The following is a 24,297-nucleotide window of genomic DNA, read 5'->3' as shown; positions in this document are numbered from 1 at the left end:
TTTACACAAGCAATTACATTATACGATAGTTTTCTATACCATTAAACACTTTTTTTATTTGGCCGATAAATTTAGTAACTAGAAAAAAAACTAGAATTTAGTCGCATTTCCATGAATTTTGTGTAAAATTCTGAAAAAAAGTGGTAAAATTTTATTCATTCTTATAGGTGTGACTTACAGAGGGGGGTTTTGATTGAAGACAATTCAATCCAGAATGTGGCTCATTCTTATTACTACGATCGCTGGAATGGTCATTCTACTTGGTGCCAACTACTATCTATCGCTAAAGCAAAATGCAGCTAGTGAAACTCAAGAAGAACTATCTAATGCGGTTGAGGAGAGCCAAGCATTAAAGTACAGCATGTCTCAAGTACGGACTTTAGAGCAACAATACTTACGGGAGCCTAGTAAAAGTTTAGCAGCAAAAGTAAACGAAGATATTAACTTACTTCGTAATGAGGCAACATCACTGTCCAAAAGCCATACGGACAATGCCCAAATACAAGAGCAGTTCACGAAAATACAAGAATCTGCAAATACATATTATGAAAGATTTACTGGCCTTTCACAAAACTATGAAACAATTGGTTATACAACTGATGAAGGACTTAGAAAAGAAGTTGAAGAGTTTAGTCAAGGGTTAATATCTCTTGCAAATTCAACTGGTAACGCAAACATTAGAAATGCTGTGGCAGTTCTTAATAGTTATGAAAAACGTTTCATGTCTTCAATGGACCGAGGAACTTATAATGATTTCGTAGACCAACTTACAGCTGCTAAAGAGACTGTTAATGGCGAAGAATCTTCAAGAAAAACGGAAATTATGACATCATTAACGAATTACCAACGATTACTAAATGATGTCTCACGTACATTCGATCGAACAAATGCCTATTTAGAAGATTTCAACCAACTTGGTGAAGAAATTGAAATAGCCGTTTCTACTGTTGAAGGATTTGTAAAAACGGATTTATTGGAGATGAAAACGTCTCTGAAAAAAGAAAACGATGCCCTTCAATTTTGGATTACTTTATTCAGTTTACTGCTAATTGCATTTATCTTTGTTATGAGTTTCTATATTGCAAGAGGAATCAACCGTTCTATCAATTCACTAAAATCTGGTGCTGAAACAATAGGTAATGGAAACTTTGGATATCGCGTTAAATTAAATACGCAGGATGAGATGGGTGAATTAGCCCGCACCTTTAACTTGATGGCAAGTAAGGTACAAAAATCTTTCCTTCAAATCTTAAATTCTTCGGATGCGGTACAAGCAGCTTCACAGCACCTTGCAGCCATCTCAGAGGAAACGACTGCACAAGCAAATGAAGTAAATCATGCGATTAAACAAGTAGCGGTTGGTGCAGCAGATCAATCGGAAAGATTAGAAGAAGGAAACCAACTAGTAAAAGAAGTCTCTGAAAATATTATTAAAACAGAGGGATTAAGCCAAATTATTGCTCAAAATGCATCCCAAACAGAAGATGAGGGTAAAAGAGGACTACAGACTGTTCAAGACTTGTCCCTAACCTCTGAAGAATTCTTAAAGCTAGCTAATCATTTAGTGGTTCAAGTTGCTCAGGCATCAGAACAATCAAGCCGTATTTCTTCAATAGTCGAAACCATTGAAGAAATTGCAGAAAATACAAATTTACTTGCTCTCAATGCTGCAATTGAGTCAGCAAGGGCAGGTGAAGCTGGTAAAGGCTTCGCAGTTGTTGCAAGCGAAGTTAGAAAACTAGCTGAACGTTCTAAAAACGAAGCCCGACAAATTCAAGAGCTTATTCTTACGATGAATGAACAAATGGAACAATTAAAACAAGATGCCAACCAGTTTGATGAATTTAAAACAAAACAGGCTTCTGTCGTGGGGCAAACCAAAAATGCGTTTGAAAATATTACAACTCATGTAGAAGGCATCTCTTTAAATATCAGAGATATCAACTGGGCAATCACAGATATTCAGTCAGCAAATGAAAAACTAACTGAGAAATTAGAAACTATCTATATTATTTCGGAACAATCTGCTGGAACTTCTGAAGAAGTCAGCGCGTCCAGCGAAACACAATTAGATGCTATTTCACAAGTAACAGAATCAGCTAATGAACTTAGCAATATCGCTTCTAATCTTCAACAAGAGATTTCTCAATTTGAATTAGAAGGTAACGACGATGATGAATCATTTGCTCAAGAAGAAATACCAACAAATAAATGGCAGCAACTAATCAGAAAATTACCTGACACTGACTTTAGAAAAGAAGTAGTCAGCAAACTTAAAAACAAAGCTCAATCATTGCGCAAAAAAGATTAAATAATAAGAAAGACACGACCTTAAATCAAGATCGTGTCTTTTTTTACTATTCAGCCTCTTTTTTGGTTGGTGAAAAGGAACGGAGAATTTCAAGCATAGTTTCCACATCGGAGGAAACATCCTTTAGCTTTGTTTCCGTTGTCATCTTCATACCACCAATTCCAACTGTAAGTGCAACTTCTTCCTTCCCTAGCTCTTGTGCAACTAAGTAAGCAAATTCATCTCCTTTTTCGATGCTTTGCTTTATTAGAAGCTCATCTTCATTTTTAATTAACGATTCATATAATGCTTTTGAGTCTGTACCCTCGTGTAAATTATAGAATAAGATATAGGTCTGTGACCCCTGCTTTAATATAATATTGTTGGTCGATACTTGGTCAATAGACATTAGGAATGGTACATATAATTCCCCATTCATTGTTTCCTCATTTGGTTCTTTTACTTCTTTTTCAAGTGATTCTTCCATTACCTCGACAGCATGACTATTCATTTCATCTATAGAAACGGAACAGGCAGACAATAGAATGATAGTTGTACTGATTATTAGATATTTTACCCACGTTGATAATTTCATAAAATCCCTCCAACTACTTACATACAAAGAGATGTAAAAGCTATTCTTATTCATTATTATGGTAACATAATGTGTATTATCCTAGCAGTGGTTATTTTTTCTAACTATTTTTCATAATCTGCTTTTTATTTTTTATGCTTAAAACAAATAGTTCAATCATTGATTTTACTTCCCAAAGAATGATACTGTAAATAAAAACAAGAAATGGAAAGTGAGGCTCTCAAAAAATGGAACTAGTTGTATATCTAGCTGGAGAAATTCACTCCCCATGGAGGAATGAAGTAAAGGAAAAAGCTAAAGCCTTAAAATTACCTCTAACCTTTGTTGGACCGATGGAAAACCATGATCGCTCTGATCACATTGGAGAGGAAATTTTAGGTGAACAGCCAAATGCAATTTTGAAAGATGAAGCGGCTTCCAAAATCAATAACTTACGCACACAAGTACTCATGAAGAAAGCCGATCTTGTGATTGCACTATTTGGTGAGAAGTATAAACAATGGAATACAGCAATGGATGCGAGTGCTGCCATCACTCTCGGTAAACCCCTAGTTCTTGTCCGTCCTGCTCAGCATCATCATGCCCTAAAGGAATTATCTGAAAAGGCTAATGTCACTGTTGAAACCATCAACCAAGCTCTAAAGGTTTTATCCTACATATTTGAAACAGAATAAACAGTATAAAAACAAGAGGAGAAACCAGTTAGTTCCTCCTCTTGTTTTTTTGGGGTATTATTTCTATTTATTATTTCCTTGTCCTAAACATATATTGACCAATAAGTGTTTTCACAATATGTTCGAACATTTCCTCTCGGTTTACCCATCCAGAAGTAAAGACTCCTACTGCTCCCTTTAAGTAACGAATTCCACGCTCTTGTGAGTATTCATCCATAATTGGACCTAATTCTCTTCCCTCTCGAAGCTTTACTGCGATTTCCTCAGGTAATGCAAACCTTGTACCTCCCGCTGTGACAATACCACCATCCCAGCATAAGGCTCCCCAATTACAAATATATAATTGATTTCCTTGTTCGTAGACGCCTCCCTCAAGACCAATACCAATTTCAACCTGAGCCATTTCTTTGGCATTCTTTGCTCGATTTATTGCACCTTCTAAAGTTTCCTGATCTGAGAAAGGCTGTTCAGAAACACCCGAAGGCACATCTAATCCAATCAATTCTACTCGAATGTGTTCACAAGCATTTTTAACAGCATTGATTTTTGCAGGATTTTTAGAGCCCACTACTATTCGCATGGCTATCCGCACTCCTTTTCTCATAAAGTGAAAGACGGGACAAAGAGTCCCGCCTTCTTAGCTTTGATTTCGAATACTATCTACTGTGGTTTGATCGCATGATTTGACTAGATTTACAATTAGGGCTTTTGCAGCTGCATAATCATCGACATGAACAATCGCTGCATGTGTATGGATATATCTTGAGCAAATACCTACCACCGCACTCGGTACACCCTCATTAGATGTATGAACACGCCCTGCATCTGTTCCACCTTGTGAAATAAAATACTGGTAAGGGATTGAGTTACTTTCAGCTGTATCTAAAACAAATTCTCTCATTCCTCTATGTGTAACCATAGAACGATCATAAATTCGTAATAGAGCCCCTTTCCCTAATTGACCAAACTCATTTTTATCACCTGACATATCATTTGCTGGACTTGCATCTAAAGCAAAGAAAATATCTGGCTTAATCATATTAGCAGCTGCCTGAGCTCCTCTAAGCCCTACTTCTTCTTGGACTGTAGCACCAGAGTAAAGAACATTTGGTAGAGTTTCACCTTTTAGCTCTTTTAAAAGTTCAATGGAAAGGCCACATCCATAACGGTTATCCCAAGCCTTCGCCATGATTTTCTTTGGATTTGCGAGTGGAGTAAACTCACAAACTGGTACAATTTGTTGCCCCGGCTTAATTCCAATTTGTAAAGCATCCTCTTTAGAATCTGCGCCAATATCGATCATCATATTTTTAATATCCATTGGTTTTTTTCTTTGATCTTCACTAAGAAGATGTGGTGGAATGGATCCAATTACACCATACACAGGACCATTGTCTGTAATAATTTGAACTCGTTGAGCCAATAAAACCTGACTCCACCATCCACCTAGCGTTTGAAAGCGAATCATCCCATTATTGGTAATATTTGTTACCATAAATCCAACTTCATCCATATGTCCAGCGACCATGACAGTTGGTCCAGTTTCTGTTCCTTTTTTAACCCCAAAAATTCCACCTAGACCATCTTGTACTACATCGTCTGCGTATTGACTTAATTGTTCTCTCATAAAGGCACGAACAGCATGTTCATTACCTGGTGCACCTGGTAATTCGGTTAATGTTTTAAACAGGTCTAACGTTTCCTGATTCATCTTAATCCCTCCAGCTATCCACTTAATATTTAGATTCTCTAATTAAATATGTACACATGCTATTTTACTGAAAATATTGAGAACATTCTATACTTACGTTACATAAAATAAATTTCTGCTCCACAAATGACATATCTTTATAGTACATGGTGTAATAAAGTATACTAATAAGTGGAGGTGAACCGTCCATGAATACAAGATCATTCTTTTTTGGGCTAGCAACGGGAATCGCTGCAGCAGTCTTTATTCAAAAATCTGTATCCACTCCTATGTACAAACAACCTGAATCTGTTTTACATAAAGTTAAAACACTGTTTAAGAAAGAAGGACCCATTAGTGGTTCTTGGATAGAAATGAAAACTCAAGACTATGCAAAAGGACCAGTTGTGTACACTGTATATAAAGGAGGCATCACTCGTTTAGATGACAATGACACTCAGCAATGGGAGTTTATTGCAGATGCTAAAACGGGTGTTATTCTAGACCTTTACCTAATCTAACAAGAGTGATTGGGACCAGCTATCTGGTCCCTACTTTCATTTATTTTGTTCTTTCTCTTTTTACACAATCCACAATTTCTCCGCTTTCGTTGTAACGAATAGCTCTATATTCTGCATCGTGGTAAAAAATGAACCATGCCTGCTTTTCTTTACCAAGTGGCAAATACTTTTGTTTTTGGCTAATGGATGTCATTGGATAGTCATCATAAGCTAGTACCCATAAAACATTTTCATGTGCATGAGTTGGCATAAGGTCAGCCATATGAATCATCAATTCGTCGTTCTGTTCTATTAGAAGAATAGAGTGACCATCACTATGACCACCGGTGTGAACCATCTTAAAGCCAGGTGCTACCTCTATTTCACCTTCAAACGTTACCACTTGATTTTGAATCGTTTCCCAGTTTTCTTTCCAGTATGTATTCCTTGAACGGATATTAGGGTTTCGCATTTCATCCCATTCAACTTTCGATGTATAAATCGTCGCATTTGGAAAAGCTGATATAAATTGGCCATCCTTTATATCTGTTAATCCAAGACAATGATCAAAATGCATGTGTGTCATGACAACCATATCAATGTCTTCCTTTGTCAATCCAAGTGCTTCTAATGATTGATCTATGGACGATTCCTCTGTTACGCCAAAATTTCGTCTTTGCTTTTCATTGAGACGACCATTCCCTATGCCCGCTTCAATTAGTATATTTTTATCACCGTTTTGAACAAGGATTGGATCCGTTCTAAGTTCTATTTGATTATTTTCATTCGCTTCATATTTACGGGACCATAGTGGTCTAGGAACTACACCAAACATAGCCCCACCATCCATGTGGGTCACGCCACCGTTCAACCATGTTAACTGATAAGAACCAAAAGTTAATCTTTCCACTCCCTATACCCCACTTTCATCATTTCTTTCTAGTATTGTATCATTGAACACAATATTTTTAAAATTGTGGTAACGCAAAAAAAACAAGCCTCGAATATTTCTATTCAAAGCTTGTCTTCACCTTTATCTTTTTGGAAACTGAACCTCACAACGATAAATTCGATTTCCTTTGTTTGAAAACTTTTCCTCATATTCCGTCATAATGTTTCCTTCAAAATCACTATTATGAAGGTCTAGGCTCACATAGTTTAGTTTCATTCCGTAGTGTGAAAAGCTGACTAGTGAGTACTCAAACAACCCTTGGTTGTCCGTTTTAAAATGAATCTCCCCTTCAGGAACAAGCACAGATTCATAGACGGCTAAAAATTCCTTAAACGTTAATCGGCGTTTTTCATGTCTTGTTTTTGGCCAAGGATCTGAAAAGTTTAGGTATACACGGTTAATTTCTCCTGGTTCAAAATATAAGCCGAGATTTTTTGCATTAGCATTTAGTAATTTTACATTTGGTAGCTCAGCCTCTATTAAGCGATCTAATGCAGATACAAGCACATTATCAGATAGCTCAACACCAATAAAATTCGTATCTGGATGAGCTTTTGCCATTTCTGTTATAAAACGGCCTTTACCCGTTCCAATCTCTATAAATAAAGGACCCTCTTGTGGAAAGTAAGTTTTCCATTTACCTTTTTGTTCCTCAGGGTTTTGGATTACATATTGCGGATATTCATTCATTTTTTCTTTAGCCCATGGCTTATTTCTCATTCTCATAAGTTACACCTCTTCTAACACAGTATACCGAATCTAAAAGGGAAATAAAACAAGGTTCTATATAACCCAAGTATAAAATAAAAAAGAATTCACAATCTAAATGTGAATCCTAATAGGAAGGAGTATCCTTATTATGCCACTAAATAAACATGACCAGCTTAATTTACTAAAAGATATATTAACAAATCAAACACAGGATTGCTGTGGTTCAGTTTCAGAATGTGAACAGTTAGAACGCTTAGTTAAATCGTTAATGGCCAATAATCAATTAGATGGTAATGCTCTCTCTCTCTTAGAAGAAATTTATGATTATAGTCAGGGAGGTATCCAATCCTCCAATTTAGATAGTCATATTACCACCTATCAACCACAGTTAACACAGTGGGTTCAAGACGTAAATGAATTATATTAAAAGTGCAGAAACTTAATTAAAGTACAGCATTTAGGTAGCGAAGCCAATAGTCAGCCTCTTCTTGTACTTGTTTATCTTTTAACCACTGGATGGACATCAGAGTCTGAGCAATAACATACCACTTCATTCTCTTTCTTAAGTGGTCTGTCAAAGGGATTCCGTACTTTGAAAGCCAATCCTCCCATTGTGCTTCAGGAATGTACCAGTATAGAAGAGACCCTATGTCAATTGCGGGGTCACCAATTAGGGCGCCATCCCAATCAATCAAAAAAAGCTCGTCCTCTTCAGATAATAACCAGTTATGATGGTTCACATCACAATGGCATACAACGAATTCAGGACAGGAGATTTGTTTAATCTCAGCCTTTAAATACGCTAAGGACTCTTGGACTACTGGGGATTGTTGCAGGTCCCTATCCAGGTTCTGGGTTAGATCCATAAGCATTTTTTCAGGGAGTAATGGGGCTTTTCCTAGTCTTTTTAGCATAGTAAGCAATGGACTAGACTGATGGATCTTCCTTAAAAGCTTTGCGACTCTTTCATTATTCATATCAGCAGCTCTTAATATATTCCCTTGCAGCCATTGTTGGGCTGTTATGACATCCCCATTTTCAAGCCGTTTTGTCCAAACTAATTTTGGCACAATTTTCTCAGCAGAAAGTACGGCTAAAAATGGAGAAGAATTTCTTTTAAGAAAAAGCTTTTGTTCTTTAGAATGAGCAAAAAATGCCTCACCGGTCGCACCCCCGGCGGGCACTATTTCCCAATTTTGATCAAATAAGTGTTCCAATTCTGTTCACCTACAGTTTATTCAACGGTGTGTAATATAGGACTTGGCTCTTACCAAATCATGGTGTTCAGGTAAAGTGTCAAGTTTATATATAATCAATTCATGTCTTCATTTATAAAGAAAGTTGTAACTAGGTAGGACTGCTTACAAAGGCAGTCTTTTTGATTTTATATCTGTTTCCATTTTTAAGTCAAGTCTTTCCGAAGGTTTCATAATGGTCAGACCATCACTCTCTATTTGGACTTGGAGATTGCCTTGACCAATAATTTCACCATCTGCGTGGATAACTTGCGGGCTCTTCGTTTGGACATAGAAGTTTTTTCCCTTTAAGGATGTAACTTCCTTCAATTTCGTATGTCCTCCCCAAAAAACTGTAATAAAAAGGGAAAGTAATTTTATTCTGGATAAGTTGTGTACAACTGTTAATTCTAATTCTCCATCTGATGGATGAGAGACCGGAGATAACTTCATCCCTCCTCCAAAAAAAGGATGATTATTAAAGGTCAAAAACCACATGTTTTTGAAAGAATAAGTTCGCTGATCAACCTTTATCTCAACATCTGTCGTTTGAAAGGAAAATGTATGCTTCAACAAAAAATACACATACACAAGTTTTCCAACTCCCAGATTATTAAACCATTTTTTTAGTTTAGATCCGTTCGCACTTTTAGCAACAACTGCATCAAAGCCACATCCAAGATTGTTAACGAAAAAGCCTTCTGTCCCCTCAATTTCATAGCTACCGAAATCAACATCTTCAATGGAATACTTCTGATTAAGTAACCATAAAAATGATTTATCCCCTCTTAATGGAATCCCATATCCTCTAGCAAAATCACATCCACTGCCGGCGGGTAGACAGGTTACAGTTACTTTACTTTTCCCTAGGTCATTTGCCACTTCATTAATAGTCCCATCACCACCAACGGCAATAATTTTCCCATTAAAATTTGGTCTAGCCAGTATCTCTTTTGTGAGTTGTGTAGCATGAAGAGGAGCTTCTGTTTTAAAAACCTCATAAGGGATTTCTTTTTCTATTAGCTCTTTTTCAATTTTTCTCCAAAGTTTTTGACTTTTACCGTTTCTTGCATTTGGATTTACTATAAACACAAAAGAATTATTCATCGTCATGATTCCATTCTGCTCTTTTCGAATAGATGGATTGAGCTGATTCTAGTAAGGCTTTTGCTGCTTTAAGTTGCTCAGATTTAATAGGGGCTCTTTCTTTTCTGAACTTCTCAAACCAACTCGTGTAGTTTCTTTTTTCTAGTAATTCCACACCGAATGGGGAAGTTGGATAGTCAATATATCCATTTCTACAGATAACGGCTTTCTTTATGGGAAGAGAAACTTGGTGTTGATTAAGGAAGTCTTTGATTACTTTTTCAGTCCGGTCAACTGCCATTATAGGGTTTAGCACTTTTTTCTCTTGTGAGGTTCCCTTTTTAATCCAGAAGTGTTCTTTAGAGCCTACAAACACTGCATTTTCCTCTTCCTCTATAAAGGTAATACACCAAATCTCAGTTGGGCTAATAAGGATAATCTCGCTCTCGAATGGAGCTTTTTTAACGAGAAAAATAGGCTGATAGAGAACTAGAACGTTATCTGGGAAACGCTGAAGAAAATACTTTAAAATAGAATCATGGAAAAAGCTTTGATCAGGGAAAGATACACTCGCTACTGTCGAACTTGCCCACTTAATTTGAAAATGAAGTAGCTGGTCTAAGAAATGCTGCTTTAACTCATCTATATTGTGGATAGAAGCTAGAATCTTTTGTTGTTCAAGATGGAATAAATCCTCATTTTGAACTGTTTCTATTACACGTACCCCGCTCGACTCTTTTTTTACAAGAGAAGTCAATTTAGAGAGTAATCCCTTTGAAGTTTGGTTGGAGGTTGCAACCGGTTCTCCCCCATGATCCATATCATCGTTTTCCCACTGATTTAGCAACTTTTCCCACTGTTGTTTCTTTAAGCGAACAAAACGGGAGGGATATTTATAAATATCTTGCTCATAGCGTGAGATATAATCTTGAAGTTTAATCAATTGAGCCATCATTAACCTCCCCCTTTACTAATCATTATGATGGAAAAAGAGTGTTTCCGCTACCTTATATTTTGGAGTCTTGTGAAGATGTGTTTCATATAAAACTACTTTGTCTACAGTAAATGTATCGGTTAAGGCAGTATGATTCAAAAGAGATAAATCGAAATTTTCTGATCCAATCCATTTCCTTGCAACCGTAATATGTGGTGAAAAAGGGCGTTTGTCTAAAGAAAAACCTGCACTCTCGCAAGCTTTATAAACAACATCTCTTGTTTTATTAAGGACTGAACTTTCCTTCACACCAAGCCAAAAAATACGTGGGTTTTGTGGCTTTCCAAAAACCCCCAAGGAATCAAGTGTTAGTGTAAAAGGGGATAATTGTTGTAAAGGCTGCCTCATCGAAGCCATTGCTTCCTTAACTTGTCCAAAGTCTGCACCGCCAAGAAATGCTAATGTAATATGATAATCCTCTTGATGAACCCATTTATGGAATAAGAGCTCTTGTGAGAGGCTCTCGCATTCTTCATGGATTCTTTGTTTCACATCTGCAGGTAGTGGAACAGCAAAAAAATAATGGTTCGCCAATAGAATCACGTCCGTTCATTTTAATCACTTACTTATTTTAACAAATGATCATAATAAGTATGTACCATTTGATTGCTCGGTCTTTATTCTAGTAATATAAAACTCACATAAGTTGAAAGGAATGTATGTTATGAAAGTCGTTCAAAATATAGCAGAACTCATTGGTGATACACCATTAGTAAAATTAAATAAATTAAGCCCCGCTAATGGGGCAGATGTATATGTAAAGCTCGAATATTTCAACCCTAGCCGCAGCGTAAAAGACCGTGCTGCCTATGAAATGATTGTACAAGCCGAAAAAGAAGGCCAATTAAAACCAGGCTCCACCATTATTGAGCCAACAAGCGGTAACACAGGCATAGGACTTGCGATGAATGCTGCAGCTAGAGGGTACAGAGCCATCCTTGTTATGCCTGATACAATGACCAAAGAACGAATAAACATCTTAAAGGCATACGGGGCTGAGGTTGTTTTGACTCCAGGTGATGAAAAAATGCCCGGATCTATAAAGAAGGCTAAAGAACTTGCTGATGAGATCCCAAATAGTTTTATCCCTATGCAATTTGAAAACCAATCAAATCCAGATGCCCATCGACACACAACAGCCGTTGAAATTATTGACTGCATGGAACAATTAAAGAAACCATTGTCTGCCTTTATCGCTACTGCCGGTACAGGGGGAACCATTACTGGGACTGGAGAAGAACTAAAGAAAAAGTACCCTAACTTACAAGTGCATGTCGTAGAACCTGCAGGATCACCCGTTTTATCTGGAGGTAAGCCAGGCAAACATAAATTGGTAGGTACTAGCCCAGGTTTTGTTCCTGATACTTTGAATGAAAAGGTATATGATAAAATTCACCAAATTAAGGATGAAGATGCATACGAAATCACACGAAGAATGGCTAGTGAAGAAGGAATTTTAGTAGGGCCATCCTCAGGCGCTTCTTGTTTTGCAGCTATTGAAGTGGCTAAAACGCTGAAGCCAGGAGAGGTAGTGGTATGTATCGCACCAGATACCGGAGAAAGATACCTCTCTAGTGATTTGTTTCAGTTTGAATAATTGAATTACCAATGCTTTAAAAGAAGAAAAGCCAGATTCGCCTCTAAAAGCGAGTCTGGCTTTTTCCTTAGTTTCTTACACCTGCTACCTTTTCAATATCCTCATGAAGAAGTCTTTGTAAGGTTTGGGTTATAGGACCTGGATTGTCACCATATTTCTTGTCATCGACTTGAATAACCGGCATAATTTCAACCGTTGTCCCGGCAACAAACACTTCATCCGCATTCAGTAGGTCTTCAGTTGAAAAAGCTACCTCCTGAATGTCTATCCCATGATTTCTACCAAGTTCAATCAGGCGCTGACGAGTGATTCCATTTAAAATCAGGTGATCTGCTGGGTGTGTGTACACCGTATTATTTTTAACAATAAAAGCGTTGGTCGAGCTACCTTCCGTTACAACACCATCTCTATGTTGGATGGATTCAAAGCAACCGGCTTCCACAGCTTTTTGTTTGGCCAATACGTTTCCGAGTAAGCTGATACTCTTAATATCACAGTGTAACCATCTTGTATCTTCAATAACAGTTGCCTTAACGCCTGCTTTCATTTGTTCAAATGGCCGTTTGGCACCCTTAGTGAATCCAACAATTTCAGCTGCAACCGCTGGAGTTGGGAATGGGTGATTTCGAGGTGATACTCCTCTGGAAACCTGTACATAGATCGTACCATCTATTAGGTTTGCTTCTTCTTTCAACTGTACTAATTGCTCTAAAAATGTATCGGGATTAACCTCAATTCGAATACCAACCTTTTCAGCACTTTGATACAGCCTTTTCATATGAGCTTCAGCCAAATAAAGTTCTCCCTCGTAAACTCTAATGACTTCGTAAACGCCGTCTCCAAAATGAAAAGCACGATCATCAATACTGATTTTTATTTCATCTTTATTTACAATTTTACCATTCCAAAGTGCTTTCTCCATTCGACTTCTCCCCATTTCTGTCAATTATTTTGCCAGTTCATAAATCGCTTGTGCATAAATGGCTGCTGCTTTGAGTAAATCTTCTACTTCCATGTATTCATCTTTCTGATGGGCTACATCAGGTCTCCCAGGGAATAATGGACCAAAAGCAACACCCTGTTGGAGTGATCTTGCGTAAGTTCCTCCACCAATGGTTAACAATTCAGCCTTATCGCCCGTTTGTTCTTCATACACTTTTTGTAGGATTTGAATAAGGGGACTGTCCTTCTCAACATGATGTGGTTTGGAATCATCAAAATCTGCAAGCTTCAGTCCTTTATCCTGAAGTAAAGCTTCTAACGATCCTAGCTGATCTGCCATACTATATGTGACTGGGTAGCGAATATTGATCCCAAACTTTGACTCTCCATCTTTTTGATAGACAATGGTCCCAACATTTAATGTTAAGTCTCCTGTGATATCATCTGAAAATTTTAGTCCTAGCTTGTTTCCTCTTGTATCCTTGAAAAGAAAATCATATAGAAATCCGAAAAATTGGGCTGGTCTACTGCTTAGCTCTAAAGTAGAAAGATAAGCGCCTAAATAAAGCCCAGCGTTCACACCATTATTTGGCTCCATGGCATGGGCGGCTTTTCCTTTTACTTCTAAAACAACTTCATCCTTTTCGACATTGAATGTCCCTTCTAATTGATGAGTGTTCAAATAGTCAAGGAAGCTTTCCTTTAAGGCTTCTGTATCTTTATGTAATGATAACGTTGCGACAGCATGGTCAGGTACCATATTTAATCTCTGACCAGAATGAAACGATACGACCTCAATCCCTTCATAAGTAGAAGGTTGGTCTTCTTGGATGATATAAAAATCTGCAATCCCTTTTTCCGCATGAATTATAGGAAAGTCTGCATCTGGTGCAAAGCCGTATTTCGGCATTTCTTCCGTTTCAAAGTAGCGAGAGACACATCTCCATTTACTCTCCTCATCTGTCCCAATAATGACACGGACTCTTCGATTAAGCGGAAGGTTTAATTCTTTTAGTAGCTTCATACCATAATAAGCTGCAATAGTGGGACCTTTATCATCCATCGCACCTCTAGCATAAAGCTTTCCATCTCTAACTTCTGGAGAAAATGGCGGACTAGTCCATCCTTCACCGGCAGGTACTACATCAACATGACAGAGAATTCCAATCATCTCGTCTCCCTCTCCATATTCAATATGTCCCGCCAAGTTATCTACGTTTTTCGTTTGAAATCCATCTCGTTTACCAAGTTGTAGCATGAAATCTAAAGCTTCTTTAACTTCCTTACCTAAAGGAGCATCACTCATTGAATGATCTTCATCCAATATACTTTTAATGGCAAGAAGTCCTTTGGCATCAGCTAGTAAATCATCTTTTCTACTTTGTATTTCTTCTAACCAATGGATGGTGGCCATACTCAATCTCCTTATTGTTTGTTTATTTCTTATCGCTAGCTTACCAAAACCATTTTTGATTATCCACCTATTTTATATTCGATAAAGTATGGAGCGTAATCCTGCTAATGGGTCCTGAATCGTTAAAAAAAAGACAAGTAGAACAACCCCTAAAGAAATTCCACCAAGTATGTTACTGAATTTCTTTTTGGCCAATAAAAAATGAATATCTTTATTGTATTTATGTCCAAGCTTACTCTTTCGAAGAATGGTTTCCGTTACTTGATCTAACCAAAATAGAATCATAAAAAAGTAACAGACTAACACAATGATTTTTACCACTAACGATGGAATAACTGCAAATGCAATACAGGTGAAAAGTGTAAGCTGAGCATAGCCAAGTACATAGTTTCCGTTTCTGAAAAAGACTTTAAGAAATAGTTCTAAAAAACCGTTTACTTGTGATCTCTTCTTTATTAACGGACTGTCCCCCCGCTCTAACATAATTGGTTTTTTTCGGCGGATTACTTTTGGCTTTTCAATTTCTTTCACCATTGAAAAGGTCCACATTGTCCATTTACTACGTTCTTTTTGTTCTTGTATTAGATCTTGATGAAAGGTGAACAGTGACTTTGCATGATGGATATGGATTGCAAGTGAAAGAACACCGATCAAGATGATAACAAACCATAAGACCTGGGGGAAAAATAACCAGAGCTGAAACATTATAAGTAGGAATCCAATGCCTACTAAAAACATTCCAGTATAAACGAAATGATTAACATATTTATGATTGATGTTAATCTTACGTTTCAATGCTAAAATGAACCATTTCATCACTAGCCAAAAACAGAAAAAGCATAGCCAATCATCTAATGAATATGCTAGTGGTTTTAACAGAATTGGATATACCAATATTGTAAAAACGAGAGTCGTAAAGGAATAGAATACGATTCCATAGGTAAGAGCATATTTTTTAAGTTTAATAATAGAGGTAGGTTTCTTCATTAAAAATACAGGGTCTGGTTCTTCTAAAAAAGGTCTAATCCTACCATTCCATACAACCACATAAAAGAGTAACCAAACAAAGATAATAAATATTTCATTTAACAGAACGGGCGGTTCATGTAACCAACGATTATATTGAATGACACCTATGACAGTAGCCGGAATAAATAAATAGAGCCAAATTGTCCAATCACCAATGACTTTTAAAACCATAGCCTTTTCTCTATAGGATTTTTTGACACGTCTTACAAAGATTCGACTCTCTTTCAATTATCTATCCTCCGTAAACACTTCAAATAAATCCAATAAGGAAAGCATCGGTGTACCCTTTTTCTCATTTAATTCTTGAAGAGTTCCTTTCGCAAGTAATTCACCTTGATTGAGTAGCAGGAATCGATCACATATTTTTTCAGCCGTATCCAACACATGGGTTGACATTAGTATCCCAGCTCCCCGGTTAATCTCAGATTGGAGTAATTCTAAGAGCTTTTTGGTAGCATTGGGATCTAGGCCAATAAAGGGCTCATCTATTAAATAAAAATCCGGTTTAGTCATCAGGGCAAAAACGATCATTCCCTTTTGTTGCATCCCTTTAGAAAAAGTAGCTGGCAATTGGTGCTGAAAGTCTTTTAATTTAAATATCTCTAAAAGCTCGTCCACTAGTTCAAGTGATTCTTTGTCATATGTATTTTCTACAGTTAGCAAGAAATCAATATGCTCTCTTAATGTTAAGTCGTCATAATACAAAGGTTTTTCTGGTATATAGGAAAGCCTCATCTTTTCTTCCCAGGATACACTGCCATCAACAAACTCTAAAAGTCCTAGCAAACTTTGAATCGTTGTACTCTTACCAGCCCCATTTGGTCCAATTAAACCAACAATCTCTCCTCTTTGAATGGAAAACTGAACATCCTTGATCATCGGTTTCTTTTTTTCATAGCCTGCAGATTGAATATCAACTGTTACAATATTGTTCATCTAAAAACACCTCATCTACCTATACGAAATTCTTTGGGAAAAAGAGTCACTTTTTAGAAAAAAGGATAAAGTTTTCCATATCATCTCATATATATGGAAAGAGGAGGTGGAGATTGAAAATTCAGTTTTCTGTAGGTTGAAATGTTCTATAAAGGTAAATATTTGTAAATTTTCTTGAATTCCTAGTCTTTTTTCTGAAAAAAGGCTACAATAGAATTATTACATTTAAGATAACTAAATATCGTGAACCCAAAATAGTCGGAATATTGATTTTATTGGGATCACCTCTTGAAGGAGTTGTTTGCCAACAAACCATAACCCCGAAACGCATTGGATTGAAGTGCCGAATGTAGGGTTGCCTTTGGAAAAAGTTCAAAAGGAGTGGTTTTTTGAAACCAACAACTGACCGTATGCTGACCCGTATAAAATCTGTTTATATGTTTATAAAGGAGAACGGTACGGTTTCCACCCAAGAGCTTGTAGAGGAATTCAACATGACCTCGAGAACCATCCAAAGAGATTTAAACGTGTTAGCATATAACAACTTAGTAAAAAGTCCTAGCAGAGGAAAATGGACTACAACTAGGAAAAAAGTAAAGATGACTTCATAGACTTAGCATTTACAGTTACATACATCAGGTGTTTTTATTTTGGACTACTGTGTGGGCACAGTGGTCTTTTTTTTTGGGTTCATTTTTGGAAGTATTTGTGATGAAAGTGACAGGTGCGGTTTCTTCTGTCCCGTTTGAGGTTGGCTTCAATGCTAAACGGGACAGACGCCGTCTCTTCTATCCCGTTTGAGACTGGATTCACTCCTAAATGGGACAGACGTACACTCTGCTGTCCCGTTTGAGGCTGGATTCACTCCTAAATGGGACAGACGTACACTCTGCTGTCCCGTTTGAGGCTGGATTCACTCCTAAATGGGACAGACACCGTCTCTTCTGTCCCGTTTGAGTCTGCATTCACTGCTAAACGGGACAGACACCGTCTCTTCTGTCCCGTTTGAGACTGCATTCACTGCTAAACAGGACAAACGCCATCTCTTCTGTCCCGTTTGAGCCTGGATTCACTGCTAAACGGGACAGACGCCGTCTCTTCTGTCCCGTTTGAGACTTGGTTTACCACTAAACGGGACAGACGCAGCACTTTCTGTCTCGTTTGAGATCGGATTCACTAATAACCGAGACCTTCGGCTAAAAAGAGAACTCCTTAAATCACAAACAACAGAGTCTTCATTTTTAAACCACAAAAAACGGAGACCACCGTCTCCGCCTTATCTTCCCTCTTTTAATAATTCAACTTCTTCTTCTGTTAATTCACGATACTCCCCTAATTCCAATGTTTCATCTAACTGAAGCTTCCCCATCGATAGGCGTTTTAAATAAATCACCCTTTTTCCTCTTGCAGCAAACATGCGCTTAACCTGATGGAACTTTCCTTCTGTTATGGTCAGTTCAATATCGGAAGTTTGGCCGGCTTTTAATATTTTTAAATATCCCGGCTTCGTTTCATACCCATCATCTAAAGTGACCCCTTCTTCAAATGCCTGTATATCTTCCTCATCAACTTCCCCTTCAACTACGGCAAAGTATGTTTTGGGTACATGTTTTTTGGGAGATAGAAGTTGATGTGCCAGTTGCCCGTCATTTGTTAGTAACAGAAGACCTTCAGTATCCTTATCGAGCCGTCCAACCGGAAATGGTTGAAAGACCGCATCTTCAATTTCTAGTAAATCGATTACCGTTTCCTCTCTAGTATCCTCAGTTGCTGAAATCACACCTGGTGGCTTATTCATCATGAGGTAAATAAACTCTCGATATACTACTTCTTCCCCGTGTATCGTAACTATGTCTTCGTCTGGATTTACATGTTCTTTAGCATCTTTAATCAAAGAACCATTTACTAAAACAGCTCCATCTTTTAGTAGCTTCTTCACTTCTTTTCGACTTCCATATCCTAAATTAGCAAGCATTTTATCTATTCTCAATGGTGTCACCTTCTATTAGAAAGATTCGGTAAATCTGTGACCAGGATGGCCTAATTTTCATAAACTACAATGAAACAATATCGAGGAGGGCTCTTATGTATTATAGACAGCAACAGCCACCAATCGGCCAAGGTGGCGTATATATTCCGATACCTGGATTCCCAGGCGGTGGTTCACCTGGTTACCCTGGTGGCGGTTATCCTGGTGGCGGTGGCCAATCACTTGAAAGACGTGTGTCACAACTTGAAAGACAAGTAGACCGCCTTAATCGTCAGTTTGACCGTTTAGATCGTCGTATTGAAAGAATTGAACGTAGATTAGGCATTGGGCAGCAGCAATACTAAGCAAAAAGCGGTTCTCCGAAAATCTTGGGAACCGCTTTCTAATTACCCCAACAATTTGGCCTTCAACCTTTGATATTGACTTGGGAATAGTTTGGCCACCAAACCTAGTTTTAAACTGATAAGTCCATATGCCAATAAACCCATGAATACACTCGGTAACACAATCATGAGAGCTTGTATTTTTGATACCGGTTCAAAGAAAATCTCCATGATATATGAAGTTGAAAAGACAGCAAGTGCCATAAAGGCAGTTAAGATTAAGATCAATAGAGACATTCGAAATACTTTTCCAAATTGGAAGTTTGCCGTTCTTTTAATCACAAATAGGTTTATTAAAATCGCAGCCGAGTATCCAAGTGCTGTCGCTAAAATGGAACCATCTGCTTGTAACCAATGAATCAGTGGAATATTAAGACTTAGTTTAATGAGTAACCCCACTAAAAGACTAAGTAAGGTATAACGTTGCTCGTCCACTCCTTGCAGAATGGCAGCTGTAACTGAGAAGAGAGCAAACAAAATCGCAACCGGTGCGTATATCGCTAGAATATGAGTACCTTCTGAGAGATTCTCATAGAATAAGGTATACATGGGTTCTGCAAGAACTAACAACCCTACACAAGCTGGAATTGTTAAGAACAATAAAATCTGGAACGTTTGTGTAAGCTGATTATGTAAGGAATGAAAGTTCTGTTGTACAAATGTTTTAGTAATGACCGGTACCAATGTAAGTGAAAGAGCAATAGCTAATGTAACGGGTATTAAAATAAGTTTGTGGGTTGAAAAGTTGAGTATACCTAAAATAGTTTCGGCTTGTTCCTTCTCAATCCCCGCTTCTACCATTGCATTATTAAATGTTAGCTGATCAATAAATTGGTAGAGTGGGTTCGCAATACCTACTAACACAAAAGGACCTGCATAGGTTAATAATTCTTTGTACATTTCCCACGTTGTCATATGGATCTGGCCTTTGCTTTTGGAAAATAACGTATTCATATGAGAACGCCTTTTAATCCAGTACCAGCCTAAAACAGCTAAACCACCTATTGCTCCTATAAAAGCAGCAAAAGTAGCAAAATTGACAGCTGTGCTTAACTCACCATTGAATATGTTAATGACAGCGTAAGAAGCAGCTAATAAAAACACGATTCTAACAATCTGTTCAACTACTTGCGAAACTGCTGATGGCCCCATTGACTCATGCCCTTGGAAAAATCCCCGAATAAGGCTGAGGATAGGAACCAGAATAAGTGCAAAACTAACTGCCCTGATCACACCTATTACATCTGACCGAGATGATAAAAATCCCTCATCTTCAGGGATAATAATATCAGCGAATACAGGAGCTAATGCAAATAGTAAAAGGAACGATATTACTCCAGTAATGAGCATTAGTGAAATGCCTGACCTGAATATTCTCTGACCCATTTCATATTCTTCTAATGCGTTATACTTGGAAACAAATTTTGAGACAGCTAAAGGAACCCCTGCTGTTGCCACACTAATGGCAATAGTATAGGGAACATATCCATACGTGTATAAAGCGGTCCCTTCTTTACCTATAATCGAATAAAAAGGTATAACATAAAAAAGACCTAGAAATTTAGATAAAAATGTACCAAGTGTTAATATAAAAGTACCTCTTATAAGGTTTGAAGACATAATGAGATCCTTCCTGAACTTTCTCTTTCTGTGTACTTAAAGTACACTATTTGTAGTTTACATGTTTTACGGTGATTATGACAATTTTTCTATTCATTACAGACAAAAATTTAAGTAGTAGGTGAGCGTTTCATGTATGATTGTTTAGTTATAGGCGGTGGTCCTTCCGGTTTGATGGCGAGCATTGCCGCAGGAGAAAGTGGAGCTAAGGTTTTACTTTTAGATAAAGGTAATAAATTAGGAAGAAAGCTGGCGATTTCAGGTGGGGGGCGTTGTAACGTGACGAACCGTCTCCCAATAGATGAAATTATTCAACACATCCCTGGGAATGGTCGCTTTTTATATAGTGCTTTTTCTGTTTTTAATAATGAGGACATCATTGAATTCTTTGAAAATTTGGGAGTCCAATTAAAAGAAGAAGACCATGGTAGGATGTTTCCTGTAACGGATAAAGCGCAGTCCGTGGTGAATGCCCTTTTACATAAAATGGACGAGCTCGGTGTGGAAACCCGGACGAACACCCCTGTTAAGGATGTCCATTATAATGTCGATGGTTGTCATCAAGTTGAACTGATGACTGGAGAGATTATAAAAACACGTACCGTAATTCTTGCGGTGGGAGGAAAATCAGTTCCTCATACTGGATCAACAGGAGACGGTTACGCATGGGCTGAAAAAGCTGGTCACACAGTCACTGAGCTGTATCCAACCGAGGTTCCTCTCACATCAAATGAGACGTTTATTAAAGATAAAACCCTTCAAGGCTTATCTTTAAGAGATGTAGCTCTTAGTGTAATCAATCCAAAAGGGAAGCCACTCATTACTCACAAAATGGATATGATTTTTACCCACTTTGGAATTTCTGGGCCTGCTGTCCTTCGCTGCAGTCAATTCGTAGTTAAAGCTATGAAGAAATGGAACCTCGAAGCAGTATCAGTCTCCATAGATGCGATTCCGGAAAAAAATGTAGAACAGCTTTTCCAAGAGGTATCCACTATGCTTAAGGATGAACCAAAGAAAGCATTAAAGAATGTTTTAAAAGGTTTCCTACCAGAACGGTACCTTCATTTTTTATTAGAACTGGCTGAACTAGACCCCGGAGAGTCTGGCAATCATGTCAACTATGAAAAATTGCGAACCTTTATCCAGCTTTCCAAAGGATTCACATTCAAAGTAAATGGGACTCTTCCGCTTGAAAAAGCATTCGTCACGGGTGGTGGAGTATCGATTAAAGAGATTGAGCCTAAAATGATGAAATCTAAGTTTCAGGATGGACTATATTTCTGTGGTGAGATTTTAGACATACATGGATATACAGGTGGCTATAATATTACATCTGCATTAGTAACAGGAAGATTGGCTGGACTAAATGCAGCTGAAGAAGCTAAGTTTGCAAATGAATACTTATGATTTATGATAGACAACCATCGCTGTGAAACAATAGATTTGATCACCCGTATTTTCAGGAAATGCTGACACACTGTATTTAATATCAATGACGTCCGAGCTATCTAAATTCTCTAGAAAATAGTTAATCGCATTTTCTAAATCCTTTTCGTGGTCGCAATCAAATAATTTTACTTGAACCATTTCGTATCCATCCTTTTATAAATTTAGTACTAGTATGGTAAGGTTTATAATTTTTTAAACAATTCTGTCATTTATACAGAGGCACGCTACAGGAAAAGATTTCGGTAGAGTGTCTCTTTTTATATGTACGGGCTTCAATTTTATTTATGATAAAATAAGCAAAACATAGAGGAACCAAAATAAAGGAAGGTAACTTTGCATGAGTAACCGGTATAAACCAGCCATCCATTTTAATCATATATATTATTCCGTTGATGGAACGGAAATTTTAAAAAATGTTACAGGGTCTTTTCCTGAAGGTAAGGTGACAACTTTAGTTGGGCCGTCTGGGGGAGGTAAAACAACCCTTTTAAAGCTATGTAATGGTCTCCTCTCACCTAATTCAGGGGAAATATACATAAAGGATGACCCGATAACAGATTACCCACCTGTGGAATTAAGACGTCTTGTGGGAATTGCCCTTCAAAGTGCTCCTATGATAAATGGAACAGTTTTTGATAATTTAGCGTTGCCCATGACTCTACAAGGGAAAAAATTAAAAGAATCGGTGGCAAAAGATTTACTAGAGGATGTGGGGCTGTCAACGGACTACCTCCATCGGAAGGTAAAGGATTTATCTGGAGGGCAAAGACAAAAAGTTTCAATTGCTAGGACCTTAGTAAACAAACCAAAAATCTTATTGCTTGATGAAATTACATCGTCGCTTGATCGGACTTCCGTAACAGAGATTGAGGAACTCATCGTGAAGATCAATAAAAAATATGGAACAAGTATGATCTGGATCACCCATAACTTACAACAAGCACTAAATATCGGGGACTACACGTGGGTATTGATGGATGGAGAAGTGATTGAAACAGGGGAGAGTAGTTTATTACATAATCCAACAAACGAAAGAGTAAAACGGTTCGTAAAGGGGGAATCACTATGACCTATTTAACCCTATCCATTACGTTAATTTTTGTATTGATTCCACTTTTTTTATCTAGAACCTTTAAGTTAGGTCTTGAAAAAGACACCCTAATCGCAACTGTTCGCTCTATCATTCAGCTTTTAGTAATTGGGTATGTACTTAAGTTTGTGTTTGATTCGGAAAGCTTCCTTTACATTTTCTTGATGGTTGTTTTAATGATTGTCGCTGCTACACACAATGCTAGTAGAAAAGGGATTGCTATAAAAGGGATTACATGGAAAGTAGCTGTTACACTGATTTTCGTGGAAATTTTAACTCAAAGTATTCTACTGGGCTTTGGAATTACTCCTCCAGAAACTCAGTACATAATTTCAATCAGTGGAATGGTCATCGGAAATTCCATGGTCCTCTCTATATTATTTTTGAATCGCTTTACTTCAGAGGTTGAAACGCATCAAGACCAAATTGAGCTCATTCTGGCACTAGGTGGAACGCCAAAGCAAGCAGTTCATACTCGACTCATTGAAGCAATCAAAGCAAGTATGATCCCAACCATTGAAAGTCAGAAAACAGTGGGTCTTGTCCAGCTTCCAGGCATGATGAGTGGACAAATTATTGCGGGAGCTGACCCTGTTCAAGCTGTACAATTTCAATTGTTGATTTTATTCCTACTCCTAACGACAGCGGCTGTGACAAGCCTGTCTCTCGGGTTTTTATCGTATCCGACGTTATTTAATCAGCGGATGCAACTGTTGAAGTCTTAAGTGGGAATACATACTATTGAAACAGAAAAGGGAGGGGGTTGCCATGATAATCGGCTCCCCTCCCTTCCATATGTAGCTTACTCCTTCGGCTTTGTCTCGCCTATGTACTCAAGCATACCGCCTACCATGTTTTGAACCTTATAGCCTTGCTCTTGCAAAAACTCACTGACTCTTCCACTTCTTCCACCAGAACGGCAAATGATTACATAATCTTCGTTTTTATCAAGCTGATCTAGGTTGTCTGGGATTTCTCCCATTTTAATATGTTTAGCTTGGGGAATCATACCTTGAGCTACTTCGTCATCTTCTCTTACATCAATAAGGTTAAGCTTTTTGCCTTCTTTTAATTGTTGTTCTACTTCTTCTGGGGTAATTTCTCTAATATTTTCCAT

The 24,297-nt window shown here is 37.7% G+C and carries 27 protein-coding genes and 1 pseudogene; 11 read left to right on the top strand and 17 right to left on the bottom strand.

The window, feature by feature from the left end; all coding sequences use genetic code 11:
- Positions 1-214: 214 nt before the first annotated feature.
- Together ABDZ91_RS21965 and ABDZ91_RS21960 are read left to right on the top strand one after the other, a co-directional pair.
- Positions 215-1,219 (top strand): annotated as a pseudogene (locus ABDZ91_RS21965) (sensor histidine kinase); the annotation flags it as partial.
- Positions 1,214-2,311, top strand: a complete 1,098-nt coding sequence (locus ABDZ91_RS21960; protein ID WP_425541829.1) for a methyl-accepting chemotaxis protein — start codon at positions 1,214-1,216, stop codon at positions 2,309-2,311. The pseudogene ABDZ91_RS21965 and the gene ABDZ91_RS21960, both read left to right, overlap by 6 nt.
- Positions 2,312-2,357: 46 nt before the next feature.
- On the opposite strand, the gene ABDZ91_RS12415 is transcribed toward ABDZ91_RS21960, so the two are convergent.
- Entirely contained in the window at positions 2,358-2,885 is a 528-nt protein-coding gene (locus tag ABDZ91_RS12415; protein ID WP_343799424.1) for a hypothetical protein, read from the bottom strand.
- Positions 2,886-3,112: 227 nt separating this feature from the next.
- Here ABDZ91_RS12415 and ABDZ91_RS12410 point away from each other — a divergent pair, with 227 nt between their 5' ends.
- Positions 3,113-3,559: a YtoQ family protein gene (locus tag ABDZ91_RS12410; RefSeq protein WP_343799422.1), complete on the top strand. Its 447-nt coding sequence runs from the start codon at positions 3,113-3,115 to the stop codon at positions 3,557-3,559.
- Positions 3,560-3,629: 70 nt separating this feature from the next.
- On the opposite strand, the gene ABDZ91_RS12405 is transcribed toward ABDZ91_RS12410, so the two are convergent.
- Complete coding sequence (locus ABDZ91_RS12405; protein WP_343799420.1) at positions 3,630-4,139, bottom strand: DUF84 family protein; 510 nt, start codon at positions 4,137-4,139, stop codon at positions 3,630-3,632.
- A 57-nt stretch (positions 4,140-4,196) separates the two neighbouring features.
- Positions 4,197-5,270: a M42 family metallopeptidase gene (locus ABDZ91_RS12400; RefSeq protein WP_343799418.1), complete on the bottom strand. Its 1,074-nt coding sequence runs from the start codon at positions 5,268-5,270 to the stop codon at positions 4,197-4,199.
- Positions 5,271-5,458: 188 nt separating this feature from the next.
- On the opposite strand from ABDZ91_RS12400, the gene ABDZ91_RS12395 reads away from it, so the two are divergent.
- The gene (locus ABDZ91_RS12395) at positions 5,459-5,770 is read left to right on the top strand and encodes a PepSY domain-containing protein (RefSeq protein WP_343799416.1); all 312 of its coding nucleotides are present in this window, start codon (positions 5,459-5,461) and stop codon (positions 5,768-5,770) included.
- 40 nt (positions 5,771-5,810) lie between these two features.
- Here ABDZ91_RS12395 and ABDZ91_RS12390 read toward each other — a convergent pair whose 3' ends face one another.
- Positions 5,811-6,659 carry a YtnP family quorum-quenching lactonase gene (locus tag ABDZ91_RS12390; RefSeq protein ID WP_343799414.1) on the bottom strand — a complete coding sequence of 283 codons (849 nt, stop codon included), beginning with the start codon at positions 6,657-6,659 and terminating at the stop codon, positions 5,811-5,813.
- 123 nt (positions 6,660-6,782) lie between these two features.
- The gene (trmB, locus tag ABDZ91_RS12385; protein WP_343799413.1) at positions 6,783-7,427 is read right to left on the bottom strand and encodes a tRNA (guanosine(46)-N7)-methyltransferase TrmB; all 645 of its coding nucleotides are present in this window, start codon (positions 7,425-7,427) and stop codon (positions 6,783-6,785) included.
- A 133-nt stretch (positions 7,428-7,560) separates the two neighbouring features.
- Between trmB and ABDZ91_RS12380 the strand changes: the two genes are divergently transcribed.
- The gene (locus ABDZ91_RS12380; RefSeq protein ID WP_343799411.1) at positions 7,561-7,839 is read left to right on the top strand and encodes a YtzH-like family protein; all 279 of its coding nucleotides are present in this window, start codon (positions 7,561-7,563) and stop codon (positions 7,837-7,839) included.
- A 16-nt stretch (positions 7,840-7,855) separates the two neighbouring features.
- Here ABDZ91_RS12380 and ABDZ91_RS12375 read toward each other — a convergent pair whose 3' ends face one another.
- The 4 genes from ABDZ91_RS12375 to thpR all read right to left on the bottom strand — a co-directional run bounded on the left by ABDZ91_RS12375 (position 7,856) and on the right by thpR (position 11,261).
- Positions 7,856-8,629: a phosphotransferase gene (locus ABDZ91_RS12375; protein WP_343799410.1), complete on the bottom strand. Its 774-nt coding sequence runs from the start codon at positions 8,627-8,629 to the stop codon at positions 7,856-7,858.
- Between the two features lie 144 nt (positions 8,630-8,773).
- The gene (locus ABDZ91_RS12370) at positions 8,774-9,760 is read right to left on the bottom strand and encodes a diacylglycerol/lipid kinase family protein (protein WP_343799409.1); all 987 of its coding nucleotides are present in this window, start codon (positions 9,758-9,760) and stop codon (positions 8,774-8,776) included.
- The gene (locus ABDZ91_RS12365; RefSeq protein WP_343799407.1) at positions 9,747-10,688 is read right to left on the bottom strand and encodes a nuclease-related domain-containing protein; all 942 of its coding nucleotides are present in this window, start codon (positions 10,686-10,688) and stop codon (positions 9,747-9,749) included. Before ABDZ91_RS12365 ends, ABDZ91_RS12370 begins: the two co-directional genes overlap by 14 nt.
- A gap of 15 nt (positions 10,689-10,703) precedes the next feature.
- On the bottom strand, positions 10,704-11,261 hold the full coding sequence (thpR, locus tag ABDZ91_RS12360) for an RNA 2',3'-cyclic phosphodiesterase (protein ID WP_343799405.1): 558 nt from the start codon (positions 11,259-11,261) through the stop codon (positions 10,704-10,706).
- A 121-nt stretch (positions 11,262-11,382) separates the two neighbouring features.
- On the opposite strand from thpR, the gene cysK reads away from it, so the two are divergent.
- A complete protein-coding gene (gene cysK, locus ABDZ91_RS12355; RefSeq protein WP_343799403.1) occupies positions 11,383-12,324 on the top strand; it encodes a cysteine synthase A in 942 nt (313 codons plus the stop codon).
- Between the two features lie 67 nt (positions 12,325-12,391).
- Here the strand turns inward: cysK and dat are convergent, their stop codons facing one another.
- The 4 genes from dat to ABDZ91_RS12335 form a co-directional block, all read right to left on the bottom strand.
- Entirely contained in the window at positions 12,392-13,246 is an 855-nt protein-coding gene (gene dat / locus ABDZ91_RS12350) for a D-amino-acid transaminase (RefSeq protein ID WP_343799401.1), read from the bottom strand.
- Between the two features lie 24 nt (positions 13,247-13,270).
- On the bottom strand, positions 13,271-14,680 hold the full coding sequence (gene pepV, locus ABDZ91_RS12345; protein WP_343799400.1) for a dipeptidase PepV: 1,410 nt from the start codon (positions 14,678-14,680) through the stop codon (positions 13,271-13,273).
- Positions 14,681-14,752: 72 nt separating this feature from the next.
- Entirely contained in the window at positions 14,753-15,937 is a 1,185-nt protein-coding gene (locus ABDZ91_RS12340; protein WP_343799398.1) for an ABC transporter permease, read from the bottom strand.
- On the bottom strand, positions 15,938-16,645 hold the full coding sequence (locus ABDZ91_RS12335; protein WP_343799396.1) for an ABC transporter ATP-binding protein: 708 nt from the start codon (positions 16,643-16,645) through the stop codon (positions 15,938-15,940).
- 389 nt (positions 16,646-17,034) lie between these two features.
- Between ABDZ91_RS12335 and ABDZ91_RS12330 the strand changes: the two genes are divergently transcribed.
- Positions 17,035-17,256: a DeoR family transcriptional regulator gene (locus ABDZ91_RS12330; protein WP_343799395.1), complete on the top strand. Its 222-nt coding sequence runs from the start codon at positions 17,035-17,037 to the stop codon at positions 17,254-17,256.
- Positions 17,257-17,921: 665 nt separating this feature from the next.
- Here the strand turns inward: ABDZ91_RS12330 and ABDZ91_RS12325 are convergent.
- The gene (locus ABDZ91_RS12325) at positions 17,922-18,635 is read right to left on the bottom strand and encodes a pseudouridine synthase (RefSeq protein WP_343799393.1); all 714 of its coding nucleotides are present in this window, start codon (positions 18,633-18,635) and stop codon (positions 17,922-17,924) included.
- 95 nt (positions 18,636-18,730) lie between these two features.
- On the opposite strand from ABDZ91_RS12325, the gene ABDZ91_RS12320 reads away from it, so the two are divergent.
- The gene (locus tag ABDZ91_RS12320; RefSeq protein WP_343799391.1) at positions 18,731-18,979 is read left to right on the top strand and encodes a hypothetical protein; all 249 of its coding nucleotides are present in this window, start codon (positions 18,731-18,733) and stop codon (positions 18,977-18,979) included.
- Positions 18,980-19,021: 42 nt separating this feature from the next.
- On the opposite strand, the gene ABDZ91_RS12315 is transcribed toward ABDZ91_RS12320, so the two are convergent.
- Entirely contained in the window at positions 19,022-20,638 is a 1,617-nt protein-coding gene (locus ABDZ91_RS12315; RefSeq protein WP_343799389.1) for a putative polysaccharide biosynthesis protein, read from the bottom strand.
- A 132-nt stretch (positions 20,639-20,770) separates the two neighbouring features.
- Between ABDZ91_RS12315 and ABDZ91_RS12310 the strand changes: the two genes are divergently transcribed.
- A complete protein-coding gene (locus tag ABDZ91_RS12310; protein WP_343799387.1) occupies positions 20,771-22,048 on the top strand; it encodes a BaiN/RdsA family NAD(P)/FAD-dependent oxidoreductase in 1,278 nt (425 codons plus the stop codon).
- Here the strand turns inward: ABDZ91_RS12310 and ABDZ91_RS12305 are convergent.
- Positions 22,043-22,228 carry a sporulation protein Cse60 gene (locus tag ABDZ91_RS12305; protein ID WP_343799385.1) on the bottom strand — a complete coding sequence of 62 codons (186 nt, stop codon included), beginning with the start codon at positions 22,226-22,228 and terminating at the stop codon, positions 22,043-22,045. The two genes, ABDZ91_RS12310 and ABDZ91_RS12305, sit on opposite strands and share 6 nt — an antisense overlap.
- A 199-nt stretch (positions 22,229-22,427) precedes the next feature.
- Here ABDZ91_RS12305 and ABDZ91_RS12300 point away from each other — a divergent pair, with 199 nt between their 5' ends.
- Both ABDZ91_RS12300 and ABDZ91_RS12295 read left to right on the top strand, forming a co-directional pair.
- Positions 22,428-23,159, top strand: a complete 732-nt coding sequence (locus tag ABDZ91_RS12300; protein WP_343799383.1) for an ABC transporter ATP-binding protein — start codon at positions 22,428-22,430, stop codon at positions 23,157-23,159.
- The gene (locus ABDZ91_RS12295; protein ID WP_343799381.1) at positions 23,156-23,905 is read left to right on the top strand and encodes an ABC transporter permease; all 750 of its coding nucleotides are present in this window, start codon (positions 23,156-23,158) and stop codon (positions 23,903-23,905) included. The genes ABDZ91_RS12300 and ABDZ91_RS12295 overlap by 4 nt, the downstream gene beginning before the upstream one ends.
- A gap of 77 nt (positions 23,906-23,982) precedes the next feature.
- Here ABDZ91_RS12295 and ABDZ91_RS12290 read toward each other — a convergent pair whose 3' ends face one another.
- On the bottom strand, positions 23,983-24,297 hold the full coding sequence (locus ABDZ91_RS12290; RefSeq protein ID WP_343799380.1) for a rhodanese-like domain-containing protein: 315 nt from the start codon (positions 24,295-24,297) through the stop codon (positions 23,983-23,985).

The organism is Bacillus carboniphilus, assembly GCF_039522365.1.
GTDB lineage: Bacteria > Bacillota > Bacilli > Bacillales > JC228 > Bacillus_BF > Bacillus_BF carboniphilus.
The sequence above is the reverse complement of the archived record's forward strand: the minus strand, read 5'-3'. Positions and strand labels throughout refer to the sequence as shown.